Source organism: Virgibacillus sediminis (assembly GCF_042643265.1).
Taxonomy (GTDB): Bacteria; Bacillota; Bacilli; order Bacillales; family Amphibacillaceae; genus Virgibacillus_O; species Virgibacillus_O sediminis.
The window spans coordinates 306695-319668 of the sequence record NZ_JBHRRZ010000015.1; the positions used below are offsets into that span (position 1 = coordinate 306695).

Below are 12974 nucleotides of genomic sequence, written 5' to 3' on the forward strand. Positions count from 1 at the left end.
AATGTATTGGTATATAAAAATGATTATAGCTAAGACTATCTTCTGAGGTGATACATGATGCCACTTACAGTAAAAAATCAATTGACCCTATTATATGACCTGTTAGACGAACAACAGGCCGACAACATAGGACAAACTACGGAATATCAGCAAATCGTCCGCCTGGTCCAATCCATGATGGAAAACAGCCAATTGACTGATGAGCAACTCATCCAGCTTCTTCCTGAGATTTACCAATACGGCAAGCAAGGTGAGAATGCCCAGGATACAACAGCACATATATCAAATAACAAACAAAATATAGGCAACTGGATCAGTGCAATTCAACAAGCTAATTTAGAATAGACGAGCTGATTTGCTCATTCAGTTCCACGATGTTCTCGATTCTTTCCTGAACCTTTACCGGTTCTTTCCGTTCTTCGTGCCAGCTCAAATATTGAAGAGCGTCGAGTAACAAATACCAGTACATTCGCCCTACCGTGTCCTTGTCCATCGTGACTCCGTAATTCTCAAGCCAGCTATCCCAATTGTCACGAGGTATGTACCATTTAAGAATCATTGCATAATCAGTGGCAGGATCGGCGATAATAGCATTATCCCAATCGATAAGAAATAAGTCTCCCTCTTTCGTTATCAACAGATTATTATGGTTCAAATCACCATGGCAAACGACCTTCTTTTGATTTCTTGTAATTGGCAGCAGCTTTTCTAGGTTCCAAACAGCCCGGGAGATTTCTTGTTCTCCGTAAGCATGGTTTGTGTTCGCAAGCCGTGCTTTTATCATGTCAAAACTCTCATCGGAACTTACCGGCTTTTTTCCCAAGCGCATAAGCATATGAAGGAGTTCGGATGAATGATGGATTTTATGAAGGAGTTCTGCAACCCGGTGATGCTGCATCTCCACGGACGAAAGCTCTCTTCCTTCCAGCCATTCCTGGGCTGTTATTACATCCCCATTCTCCATCCTTTTCGTCCATACGAGCTTGGGAACGATCCCTTCAGCTGACAATACAGCAAGAAAGGGAGAAGAATTTCTTTTCAAGAATAATTTTTTATTACCTTTTATAGCAAAATAAGCATCACCGGTCAGGCCGCCCGCTGGTGTCACTTCCCAGCCTTCCCCCAATACTCTTTTCAGCCAATCCACCATGGTTTTCTCACATCTTTCCGAAATAAGCATTCAATAATACATTTTATTATCATCCATGAAAAAAAACAACTATGGACTTCCCGCATTATATTCCGTACAGGCCGTTTATACCTATCATTTCCCATTCCCTTCTGAAAATACATCTTCATCCTCCTGCCATTCCTGCCTTTTGACTGAATGTGTAAGACAATATTTCAATAAAGCCTCAGCAGCCTTCAATTGGCTGTTTTTCAATGGGGATTCCAGATTTCTCCTCGCTTCAAACCACTTAGGGTACTCATGCCTGCCAACAACTTCTCCATTGTTGTATCTGGATGAGACAATAATATTATTAGTCCTCGATAGCACCGTTTTTCTAACCGGAAAGTCGATCTGTTTCACCTGGAGTACACTCTTCACAATATTTTCTGTACGTTTTAGAGCAATGAATGGATTTAATATTTTATGGCTCCCATCGCCCGTCTCTAACTTCCAGGTTCTGTCATTGTCATCAATCAGCAAATGTCCGAGCGGCTCTTCGACAAGTTTAATTACTTCGATGCTGACCGGGCTGATCAGAATGATCTCCCCATCCACCGGTGCATTCCTAATATGAAAAATTGGATAGTACATTAATAGATAGGTGTCTGGGAAACGCTGGAGGAAATATTTGAGGGACTCGTCCATATAGTATTTCCTATCCATAAAAGAAATCCGGTTAACTGTCGAAGATGCCCATTTTAACTGAAAGCTGTACAGCTGATCAAGGAAAGACTTCCGTAAGTCCTTTTCCGTTTCAGGCTGCGAGCGTCCGATTGTACGCTCTTCCTGTTGCTCCTCTGCCGGAGTACTCTTGATCCCGAATAAAGATTTCCACCTGGAGGCAAAGGAAGAACTTTGGCTCTTTTCTGGTATACCTTCCTTCAGATCATCCCTTCGGCTCCAGTCTTCATGGATCTTTCTCCAGTTGTCATTTTTCAACCGGATATATTGAGTAGGATAACGGTATATATCCCATTCATATCGGGAAATATAGTCTTCCAATTTAATCAATTGAGCCATTACTAATACCCCTCGCCTAGCTGGTAGCGGGATGTGATTTCGTATTTTGGGGAATGGCCTGGATGGATACGGTACATAACCACTTCGGTCACCTTTAGATCATCTCTACTCTGATAGCTTTCCAACATCTCTTTAATGGAAGCCGGATCAGGGCCCCCTTGCCAATGCTTGGCAAGGGTTATATGTGGGCTATATGAGCGGTTTTCCCTTTGAAAACCAACGTTCACCGCACTTTCTTCAACTATATCGTATAAGAGCTGCAATTGGTTTGTGCGCTCTACTCCTCCCCATAACACCCTTGGACTATTTGGTGTACCAAAATAGCCTATGCCTCCTGCTTGTACGACCAAAGCTTTTTGATTTTCCAGGACCCTGAGTTCATCTTCCAGCATTTTACGCTTTTCATTGGACACAGCTCCCAGGAATTTTAACGTGATATGGAGATCATCACGATGCGGCCACTGTTTATAAGGAAGTTTCCTTCGCCATTCCTTTTGTATCCCGTTAAAATAATCCTTCCAGCGGTCAGGAAGCGGAATTGCAATAAAGTAATGTGGTAGACCATTCATTTGTCATTCCTCCATTCAGCTTTTTAGAGAAAGGCAATAATCAAGTTCTTCTTCAGTCAATTCCCGGTAAGAGCCTGGGGATAACCGTTCATCCAGTCTCAGCTCCCCCATCTGTTTCCTTTTCAAGTAAATAACCTTCTTCCCTACCGCCTCAAACATCCTTTTTACCTGATGGTATTTTCCTTCTGTCACGGTTACTTCTATTTCAGATATTTCCCCTTGGTGGAGAATTTTCAAGGCAGCCGGTTTCGCTTGATAACCGTCTTCCAATGTGACCCCGGACTGAAAGCTCTCTATGTCTTCAGATGTTACTATGCCTTCGATACGAGCATAGTATACTTTGTCTATTTCTTTTTTAGGAGAGGCCAGCTTATGCGCAAGTTCTCCATCATTAGTTATGAGCAAAAGGCCTTCCGTATCTTTATCCAGCCTCCCCACAGGGAAAGGTTTAAACAGACGGTGTTCATCTTTTAGAAGATCCAACACCGTCCTATGCCGTTTATCTTCTGTGGCAGAAATACATCCGGGCGGTTTGTGCAGCATCAAATAAATGAATTCCTGGTAATTTATTTTCTCCTTATCCACCATTACTATATCTACTTCCGGTTGTATGTGCTGACTGCTGTTCTTCACATACTCACCATTCACCGATACACGCTTTTTCTTCAACAGGTTCTTAACTTCTTTTCGGCTTCCATAACCCTTATTGGCCAGGAGTTTATCCAGCCTCATCCTCAGCACCTCCCTTATCTGCGGAATAAACGATCAAGTACTCGTACACGTTTGCCAAAAATACGTTCAAGCAGGGTTGATTCATAAGCAAGCCATATATAAACAATTCCTCCCGCTCCTACACCTAGGCAGAGCATCACAATGGTCGCCCATCTTTCCTCCCTGTATGGAAGAAACTGGCCGGCCCCTGCTCTCACAAGCCAAATGGCTATAAGCATGATAATAGTAAAAATGACAATAAGCGCAACTCGCTTCATCAGACGTTTCACAGGGAAATCAATTTTCGTAAATACTCTCCACATATTCAAGGTAACTGCTGTACCTGCGGCCAATGCCGTGCCGAAAATAGCCCCTTTAGGCCCAAACATATGGATCAGCTGAATATTAAGCAGCAACTTCAGCATCAACCCTGAAGTCAGGCTGACTACCGCAAACTTCTGTTCATTTATGCCCTGTAGCAATGAAGATGACACGGTAAAGAGAGCAAACAGCAAGCCGACAGGAGCATACCAACCCAACAGTGAACCTGTCAGTTCTATATTATGAAGGCTGTATAACGCCCCATATGCTTCATAGGACAACATAGAGAGCCCGGCTGCAGCTGGTATAACAAGCACCAGCACAATTTGCAGCGACTGGCTGATCTGCTGATGAAGCTGCTGCATATTATTAGCTGTAAATGTCTTGGTTAGAGCTGGAAGAGCAGCCAATGAAAGTCCAGTTGCCAACGTACCTGGAATGATGACTAATTTATGGCCGAATACATTGATAGCAGATAGGGCTATCTCCCAAATATCCCCAAAACCGGCTGCCACCATTGCCCGATTAAATGTAAAAGTGTCTACCAGCTGATACAGTGAAGTAGCAAGCCCTACAATGACAAACGGCCCTGCATAGCTCAATAACTCAATCATCAGCTCTTTTTTCGAAATGTCCGTCGTAAACCTTTGCTGTGCCAGCCTTTTATCAAGCCCAGGCTTTCTTTTTTTCCAATAGACCAGCAACACAACCATAGAAGCTGCTCCCCCGATAAAAGCAGAAAAAGTAGCAAAACCTACGGCGGTAGTAACTGTTCCACCAATCAAATTAAGTACCACAAAAGCAGCTGTCAACAGGAACACAATCCGCACAATCTGTTCTATGACCTGCGAAACAGCAGTCGGCCCCATCGACTGATGTCCTTGGAAAAAACCTCGGATTATACTCATTGGCGGAATGATCAATAGGGCGAAACTAACCATTCGGATCACGAATGCAACATCTTCCGTAGTAATGGAACCTGTTTCCTCCGTGATGATGTACTCAGCCAGTACCTCAGCACCAAAAAATAAGAACAAAAATGCCAAAAAGCCACTGGCTGCCATCAAAGCGATCCCTGTCTTGAACATACGCCTTCCCGTTTCATAATCCCCCAACGAGTTATATTTAGCTACAAACTTGGAAACAGCTAATGGTACTCCGATGGTCGATATACTGAGAAGAATACTGTAGGGGACATAGGCGAAATTATACAATGTGCCCCCTGTTTCTCCTACCAGCGCATTAAACGGGATGACATAGATCATTCCCAAAAACTTCGATAAAAAGGATGCTACTGTAAGTAACATCGCTCCTCTAACTATATTCGACATTATTTCACCTGCATCTATTTTCTTTTTCTATTCATAATGGTCATTCTACCATATATGTTGGAGCACGGTTAACGATTAAGTAACAATCATGGGATTTCATTATCAATTGAGCACGCTGAGCAGAAAGTGGTAAGATACATACGAAAGGAATGATCACCATGAGTAAGGATGTTATAGTAATTGGCGGTGGGCCCTCCGGCTTAATGGCAGCTATTGCGGCAGCAGAGCACGGGGCCCGGACCGTATTGATAGAGAAAGGAAAGAAATTAGGAAAAAAACTGGCCATCTCTGGCGGGGGCCGCTGCAATGTGACGAACAGACTTCCCCAAGAAGAAGTAATCAAGCATATTCCGGGTAATGGACGCTTCTTGTACAGCGCTTTTTCCGTATTCAATAATTACGATATCATCGATTTTTTTGAGAGTATGGGGGTAGGATTAAAGGAAGAGGATCATGGACGAATGTTCCCCATTTCAAATTCAGCAATGACCGTAGTAAATGCCTTAATAAACAAACTCGAGGAACTCCAAGTGGAAGTATTCCTTGAGACGCCTGTGAAAGCTGTACACTACGGGGAAACGGAGCATACCGTCATTTTGGAAAATCAAGAGAAACTCAATACGAAGGCCATTGTCTTGGCGGTTGGAGGTAAAGCCGTTCCCCACACTGGTTCAACGGGAGATGGTTATGCATGGGCAAAAAAGGCCGGGCATACGGTAACCGAGCTATATCCTACTGAAGTGGCTCTTACTTCTAATGAGCCGTTCATAAAAAATAAAAGTTTACAAGGATTATCCTTACGAAACGCTGCTTTGTCTGTACTGAATAAAAAAAATAAACCAATCATTACCCATCAAATGGATATGATATTCACCCATTTCGGGGTTTCTGGCCCCGCAGTCCTTCGCTGTTCCCAATTTGTAGTCAAAGAATTCATGAAGGGGCAAGAAAAGGTGAAACTTGTACTGGATGCATTGCCTGAGGAAAATGAGGAACAGTTAATACAAACAACATTAGCGAATATGGACGAAAATCCTAAAAGGTCGATCAAAAACACTTTAAAAGGATTGGTGCCAGAAAGGTATTTGTCTTATATACTGTCATTTAATGGGATAGAAGAAGATCAAAAGGCAGGTAATATATCTAAAGAAAAGATACGTGCCATCCTTCATGACATGAAAAACTTCACTTTCCAGGTTCACGGATCGCTTCCCCTGGAAAAAGCCTTCGTAACTGGGGGCGGTGTTTCCATTAAAGAAGTTGTGCCGAATACAATGCGGTCCAAAATAATGCATGGTCTCTATTTCTGCGGCGAGATTCTAGATATCCATGGATATACCGGAGGCTACAATATTACCTCTGCGTTAGTGACTGGGCGCCTTGCCGGGATGAACTCCGCTTTGGATTCAGTTTCATCTCCTGGCATATGATTCCTTGCATGAATCCCCATTCCTCTACCCATCCTAATAAATGTCTGGAAGCTTCCAAATAGAAAGGGTGGGTAAGTTAATGCGGAGAAATGAAATGTGGCTGCCGTTAATTGCTTCGGTTGGAGTAGGGGCAGCAACTTACTATACAATGACGCGAAATGACCAGAATTTTGGAGAGGCCATGCAAAAAATGATTCCACTCGTTTCCCAAATGAATGGGAATACGACCCATTCCCATCAATCAAGCTCCTATGATATGAGCTGACCAGGCTAAGAAAGCGCACCTTCTGAGGTGCGCTTCTTCTTTCCTTATTTTAATATAGCTTACAATCCCAATAAATTTGGAAGGAATAAACTGATTTGCGGTATTAATGCTACGAGCAGGAGCACAAGAATGACTGCACCAAAATACGGCAGCAGCGGTTTAATAACCTGTTCGATTTTAACGTCAGCCACACTGGCACCTACAAACAATGCACTTCCGACAGGAGGGGTCATGTTTCCGATACATAGAGCAAAGCAAATAGTCATCCCAAAGTGAATCGGATCAATTCCCAATTCCTGTGAAATCGGAAGAAATATTGGGGTAAAAATCAATACAGCCGGCGTAATATCCATAAAGGTTCCAATTACAATTAGTATCAAAAGCATAATTAAAATCAATCCTATATAGCTCTCTGTAACTGACAGCAACGCATTACTCAATGCTTCAGGAAGCCCAGTATAGGACATGACCAGGGAGAATAAAGCAGATGCTGTTATCAGGAATAGAATCATCCCGGTAATTTCAATGGTTTCCTTAAAAATGGCCGGAAAATCTTTTATCTTTAAGCTTTTATATATCATCGATAATACTACTGCATAGATAACGGCGACGGCTGCACCTTCTGTTGCGGTAAAGACCCCTGCTACAATACCGCCGATGACGACGATAATCAAAAAGAGGCTGGGAAGTGCCTGAGCAACAATGTAAAGCCTATCTCTCCAAGAAGGGATTTCTGAAACCGGATATCCCGCTTTTTTAGCACCAAAGTATGCTACTGTCATAACTGCTATACCCCAAAGAAGTCCTGGAATATATCCCGCCATGAACAAGGCTGCAATAGAAGTGCCGCCACTAGCCAAGGAATAAATAATAATGATGGAACTTGGTGGGATAATCAATCCGGTTGGAGCGGATGCAATGTTTACGGCAGCTGAATAGGTTCTTTCATAACCATGGTTGGTTTGCATAGGGGTCATAATCCTTCCCATTGCTGCAGCTGATGCAACACTCGAACCTGAAATAGAACCAAATAGCATATTGCCGACCACATTGGTATGCGCCAAGGAGCCCGGCAGCCTGCCGACAAGTACTTTTGCAAAGTTTACTAGACGGAAAGCAATCCCACCGTTGTTCATAATGATACCTGCTAATACAAACAATGGAATCGCGAGCATGGTAAAATCATCTATCCCAGTAGCCATCCGCTGTGCTGCGGTTAAAATGGTTACGTCGAAAGGTAATATAAGTAAAAAGGTCACGACTGAACTTAAGATGATGGCAAGCGCTATGGGAGCCCCAAAAAATAGCAGAGCAAAGAATACCCCAAATAACACTATTCCTGCTGTTATGGTCATAAGCTTGTCACACTCTCTTTCCTTCTCTTTTTATCTGCAGCCATATTGTATATGGTATAAAAAATGATAAATACGCCGCTTACCGGTACAGCTGCGTATACTACAGCCTGTGAAATACCGGTAGCCGGAGCAATTTGGGAGGCTGTCAGGAGAATTGCTTGCACTCCTCCGTAGATCATCAATACTGCAGCCGTCAAGAGAATGATTATGTCTGTAATGGTTTCAAGTGCCACTTGTTTTTTCTTCTCTAATTTCTCCCGAAAGAAGAGAATAGCTATATGTTTTTTTATGCCAAATACATATGCAGCTCCAAGCAATCCAAACCAGATCAGGAAGAACCTTATGGCTTCCTCGGTCCCTGGGCTGGAGATGTTCAGGACATAACGAGCCAATACCTGCCAGACAGACAGTACCACCATAACTACTAATAATACGGATGTAATAGAAAGGAGAATTTTGTCTACCATTTGTTTCAACTTATCCATTATTCAATCGCTCCTTTCAGTAAATCGTAAATTTCCCCGGTTTTCTCGCTTTCGGCAAATTCTTTATGCATTTCCTGCACGGAGTCGATAAACGAGTCCTTATCTACCTCAACGAATTGGACATTCATTTCATTTTTAGCAATCTCGGTATTTTCTTTAATTGTTTGTTCCCAGACATCCTCATGATAGATGGTCGATTCTTCGGCAGCTTCCATGATGATCTCTTGCTCTTCATCAGAGAACCGATCGAAGCGGGCGCTGTTCATAATCAGCATATCAGGTACGATTTGATGCTCTGTATACATATAATATTTTGCTACTTCCCCGTGGTTATTGTTAACCAAAGCGGTTTCATTATTTTCAGCTGCATCAATCACTCCAGCCTGCAGGGCGGTATATACTTCACCATATGCCATAGAGGTAGGGACTCCACCAAAAGCCTCTATCATGCCGACACTGGTCTGACTCGGCTGTACTCTTACTTTGAGGCCATTCATATCTGAGACATCTTTTACTTCCCGGTTTTTCGTATAAAGATTTCTTTCCCCTGCGTTATAGTAGGTCAATGCCCGGAATCCTATTTCTTCTGTTTGTAGATATAACCGGTCTGTAACCTCTTTGTTGCTCATTGCTTCCTCAAACTGCTGATAGTCTTCAAATACATAAGGAACACTGAAAATGGAATAGTCTGATTCAAATGACTCGAGGGCACTAGCACTTACTTTGGCCAGGTCAACAGCGCCTGTCTGAGTCAACTCGATTGCTTCCCTCTCACTTCCCAGCTGTCCATTTGCATAGATATTAACACTTATCTCACCATCTGATTTTTCTTCCACTAACCTGCCGAATTCAGCGAGGGACTTGTGTACCGGGTGATCCAATGACTGGTTATGAGCAAGTTTCAGCTCGTTCTCTCCTGCTCCTAATATACCCCCTGATGTGCCACAGGCTGCAAGGAACACAATTGGTATCAATACAACAATGGCACCAATAATCTTTTTCACATTAATCTCTCCTTACTTTAGTAAATTCTCTAGTTGCTCCTGTACAGGAAGCGCTCTCTTAATAAATCAAATAAAAGTTATCTATCTCCATAATATCTCTCATTTGTTGATCATCCATGCTGTGCCTCCTAACTCCATACAAATCATCGACCCATAAAGGGGTTGCAATAATTGATACAGGGTGGAGTTGTAAGGCTTTTTATTTAATTTGTTGGCTAAACAAACTATATATAGGATAACGTGATATATGTATTATTGCAATCCTTTCATCATCTTCATCAGTTGTCGAACTACTCCGATAAAATATAGAATTAAAGAATTATTTTAGTTATATGAACCTTTCCTATTTGCTGGCAATAATTAATTAGACTAATTGGAAAGGATATTGTAAAATAAGGGATCATACATATATAAAAGGAGTTTTCTAATGAAAGGATTCGGTTTACTTATAAGAATATTGGTCGCAATTATTCTTGGTGTAACTATTGGATCATTTGCCAATGAATGGTTTATACGAATATTTGCGACCTTCAATGATGTGTTTGGCAGCTTTCTCGGCTTTATCATACCGTTAATTATCCTCGGTTTCATAGCACCAGGAATAGGATCGATAGGACGAGGGGCCGGAAAATTACTCGGTTTGACAGCCCTCTTGGCCTACGGTTCTACCCTGCTGGCAGGTGTAATTGCTTTTCTGTCTGCTAGCAGCCTTTATCCAAGTCTACTTCAAGGCCAATCCATTAAAGCATTTAATGATCCAACCAAGGGACTTAGCTCTGGATATTTGCAAGTAGAAATACCTCCCCTGATGGAAGTTACAACAGCACTAGTCCTTGCCTTTGTTCTTGGGATAGGTATTGCTGCCATAAACAGCAAATCGCTGCTGCAGCTAGCTGAGGATTTCCGTGATATTATTCATTTAATAATTGAAAGAATAATCATACCGCTGTTGCCTTTTCATATTTTTGGGATTTTCGCGAATATGACACATGCAGGTCAGGTTACCACGATACTTAGTGTCTTTATAAAAGTATTTATCATGATTATTGTTTTACATCTGCTATACCTTGTTATTCAATATTCCATAGCGGGCTCACTAAGCAGGCAAAACCCTTTAGGCATGCTTAAAAAGATGTCTCCGGCTTATTTCACAGCGTTAGGAACCCAATCTTCGGCTGCAACTATCCCGGTAACCTTGCAGCATTCTAAAACGCTTAAACTAAAGGGCAACATTGCAGATTTCACCGTACCTTTGTTGGCAAATATTCACCTATCCGGTAGTACGATTACCATTGTCAGTTGTGCCATGGCTGTCATGTTCCTTCAAGGCGACATGGCAACCTTCGCCGCTGTATTTCCATTCATAGCAACACTTGGAGCAACTATGATTGCTGCACCTGGAGTTCCAGGGGGTGCCGTAATGGCTAGTATTGGTTTGTTGGAAAGCATGCTGGGATTCAGCCCGACCATGGTATCACTGATGATTGCACTATACCTTGCACAAGACAGTCTGGGAACAGCATGCAATGTAACCGGTGATGGAGCGATAACTTCAATAACCGACTCGTTAAGCCCGAGACTAAAGAATTAAACTCAAACAAAAAATAAACCAGGATTACTAATCTCATGTAGGTTAGTAATCCTGGTTTTTTAGTATATCAGTGTAGCTGAGTGAAAGAGGCATATTCTCTTCCGAGTGTGTCTCTAGGCAAAGAAGGACTTACTGGCTTTTCCATCGTAGGATTGGACAGGAAGAAGACGATTCCCGCTTGATTGTCGAGGAGGCTAGGATGGCATAAACTGCCTCTGAGCCATAATTCACCTCTCTCTTCAATTATTGGACGTGTCCATCCATTATTACTGTTTATGGAAGAGCAAAAGAAACCCGAGAAAATCATAACTGTACGTAATTAGCATATTAACGGTTCTAAGTCAAATGTTGGGATGGGAGTTCAAACTCCTGCCCTTTTATCCTAATGAATTGATGTAATAACATACGGCGTTTCAAACGGTCATACCTACGGAAGCCAAATGCATTCCTTTTGATCACTTTCGTTTGGTTGTTCAACCCCTCCATAAAGCCATCATTGTAACCAAAGGCGAAGCTGTTCAGGACCTCAGGCTGCCAGTTCTGAAGGGTCTGGATCGCTTTGATAAACTCTTCCATCCCCGACTTCCCCACTTGGCGGTAAAAATGGTTTAAACCCACCTTTACCTTCCCGATGTTCTCCTGTCCTTCCTTCTTCGCCTCTTCAAACCAGGTACGGAAGACTCTTTCAAGCCATAGGCCGTTCGCAGTTCTTCCGACATCCCCAAGTATCTCTCCAGGTACCAGTGCTGTTTTTCGCTCAGTTTTTCATAGTGTTTGTAAAAGGCATGCTTCATGCGCTTGCATTTCTTTCGATCATACGGTATTTTCCTTTCTCTGTATCCCCTTTGTATTCATCGATGGAGTTACTTTGGGCAACCTGTCTACCTCTTTTAGCTTCCCGGAAGAAACCTGGTCAAAACGCCGCATCGCAGTGGTCGCAGGGGTATGATACTAGGCTGCGGTGTCTTTGAAATCCTTTCCCTGGATGAATCGCAGGCCAAGTACCTGGTTCCATTCCACGGTATGGCGCTGATACCGGTGTTCAAAGGAATTCTGTTCAGGAACCTCTTGCCGCATGCGCATACTTAACGACGTTTTCGATAGGATATATAGGTTCTTCGCTCGAACAGTTTCAGGTGCTGGATCCTTTGGATATGGTAGGCATCCGCCCGCAATCAGGGCATTTATGAGCCTTCTTTGGCAACTGGACATGAATATGATAAGCTTCGTCTGTTTCTTCCATCTTCAAGATCTTGGTATCTTCAAAACCAGGTAATTTCATGGTAGAATACATATGCACGCAACTCCTATCCTTCTTGTTTCTAGACAATTCAAGTGTAAAGGATAGAGGAGTCTGCGTGTTTTTTTATGCTTAATTTTTTGGAAACCCCAACAAAATTTTACACCAAAAAACCCGGGAAGCGAAAAATCACTTCTCGGGTTTTGCTTTGCCTGGCAGCGTCCTACTCTTGCAGGGACAAAGTCCCAACTACCATCGGCGCTGGAGAGCTTAACTTCTGTGTTCGGCATGGGAACAGGTGTGGCCTCTCCGCCATCGCCGCCAGACAACTTGCATTATAGGGTTTGACTTGCGCCCTGAAAACTAAATAAGAGTAAATACCGTGACATGGTAAAGAATGTAGTTAAGTCCTCGATCGATTAGTATTCGTCAGCTCCACGTGTCACCACGCTTCCACCTCGAACCTATCAACCTCATCGTC

At 42.8% G+C, this 12974-nt stretch carries 12 protein-coding genes, 2 rRNA genes and 1 pseudogene; 4 read left to right on the forward strand and 11 right to left on the reverse strand.

Annotation, left to right across the window (positions count from 1 at the left end; all coding sequences use genetic code 11):
- Positions 1–57 precede the first annotated feature (57 nt).
- Positions 58–345, forward strand: coding sequence for a YtzH-like family protein (locus ACFODW_RS10110; RefSeq protein WP_390305954.1), 288 nt, complete (start codon positions 58–60; stop codon positions 343–345).
- Here the strand turns inward: ACFODW_RS10110 and ACFODW_RS10115 are convergent.
- The 5 genes from ACFODW_RS10115 to ACFODW_RS10135 form a co-directional block, all read right to left on the reverse strand.
- The gene (locus ACFODW_RS10115; RefSeq protein WP_390305956.1) at positions 332–1150 is read right to left on the reverse strand and encodes a phosphotransferase; all 819 of its coding nucleotides are present in this window, start codon (positions 1148–1150) and stop codon (positions 332–334) included. The two genes, ACFODW_RS10110 and ACFODW_RS10115, sit on opposite strands and share 14 nt — an antisense overlap.
- Before the next feature lie 114 nt (positions 1151–1264).
- Positions 1265–2191 (reverse strand): NERD domain-containing protein, encoded by a 927-nt coding sequence (locus tag ACFODW_RS10120; protein WP_390305958.1) that lies wholly within the window; start codon positions 2189–2191, stop codon positions 1265–1267.
- A gap of 2 nt (positions 2192–2193) precedes the next feature.
- Positions 2194–2760 (reverse strand): RNA 2',3'-cyclic phosphodiesterase, encoded by a 567-nt coding sequence (gene thpR / locus ACFODW_RS10125; RefSeq protein ID WP_390305960.1) that lies wholly within the window; start codon positions 2758–2760, stop codon positions 2194–2196.
- Positions 2761–2775: 15 nt separating this feature from the next.
- Positions 2776–3492: a pseudouridine synthase gene (locus ACFODW_RS10130; protein ID WP_390305963.1), complete on the reverse strand. Its 717-nt coding sequence runs from the start codon at positions 3490–3492 to the stop codon at positions 2776–2778.
- A 14-nt stretch (positions 3493–3506) separates the two neighbouring features.
- Positions 3507–5123, reverse strand: a complete 1617-nt coding sequence (locus tag ACFODW_RS10135; RefSeq protein WP_390305965.1) for a putative polysaccharide biosynthesis protein — start codon at positions 5121–5123, stop codon at positions 3507–3509.
- Positions 5124–5281: 158 nt separating this feature from the next.
- On the opposite strand from ACFODW_RS10135, the gene ACFODW_RS10140 reads away from it, so the two are divergent.
- Together ACFODW_RS10140 and ACFODW_RS10145 are read left to right on the forward strand one after the other, a co-directional pair.
- Positions 5282–6553 (forward strand): BaiN/RdsA family NAD(P)/FAD-dependent oxidoreductase, encoded by a 1272-nt coding sequence (locus ACFODW_RS10140; RefSeq protein ID WP_390305967.1) that lies wholly within the window; start codon positions 5282–5284, stop codon positions 6551–6553.
- 79 nt (positions 6554–6632) lie between these two features.
- Positions 6633–6818, forward strand: a complete 186-nt coding sequence (locus ACFODW_RS10145; RefSeq protein ID WP_390305969.1) for a hypothetical protein — start codon at positions 6633–6635, stop codon at positions 6816–6818.
- Positions 6819–6877: 59 nt separating this feature from the next.
- Here the strand turns inward: ACFODW_RS10145 and ACFODW_RS10150 are convergent, their stop codons facing one another.
- The 3 genes from ACFODW_RS10150 to ACFODW_RS10160 are packed head-to-tail and all read right to left on the reverse strand — an operon-like array spanning position 6878 to position 9662.
- Entirely contained in the window at positions 6878–8173 is a 1296-nt protein-coding gene (locus tag ACFODW_RS10150) for a TRAP transporter large permease (protein ID WP_390305971.1), read from the reverse strand.
- Complete coding sequence (locus ACFODW_RS10155) at positions 8170–8658, reverse strand: TRAP transporter small permease (RefSeq protein ID WP_390305973.1); 489 nt, start codon at positions 8656–8658, stop codon at positions 8170–8172. Before ACFODW_RS10155 ends, ACFODW_RS10150 begins: the two co-directional genes overlap by 4 nt.
- Positions 8658–9662 carry a TRAP transporter substrate-binding protein gene (locus tag ACFODW_RS10160; protein WP_390305975.1) on the reverse strand — a complete coding sequence of 335 codons (1005 nt, stop codon included), beginning with the start codon at positions 9660–9662 and terminating at the stop codon, positions 8658–8660. The genes ACFODW_RS10155 and ACFODW_RS10160 overlap by 1 nt, the downstream gene beginning before the upstream one ends.
- Before the next feature lie 427 nt (positions 9663–10089).
- Between ACFODW_RS10160 and ACFODW_RS10165 the strand changes: the two genes are divergently transcribed.
- Entirely contained in the window at positions 10090–11253 is a 1164-nt protein-coding gene (locus tag ACFODW_RS10165; RefSeq protein ID WP_390305977.1) for a dicarboxylate/amino acid:cation symporter, read from the forward strand.
- Positions 11254–11589: 336 nt separating this feature from the next.
- Here the strand turns inward: ACFODW_RS10165 and ACFODW_RS10170 are convergent.
- From ACFODW_RS10170 to ACFODW_RS10180, 3 genes and pseudogenes are all read right to left on the reverse strand, one after another.
- Positions 11590–12553, reverse strand: a pseudogene (locus ACFODW_RS10170) (transposase).
- Positions 12554–12703: 150 nt separating this feature from the next.
- Positions 12704–12819 (reverse strand): 5S ribosomal RNA (rrf, locus tag ACFODW_RS10175).
- 73 nt (positions 12820–12892) lie between these two features.
- Positions 12893–12974: ribosomal RNA gene (locus ACFODW_RS10180) — 23S ribosomal RNA — on the reverse strand; the annotation flags it as partial.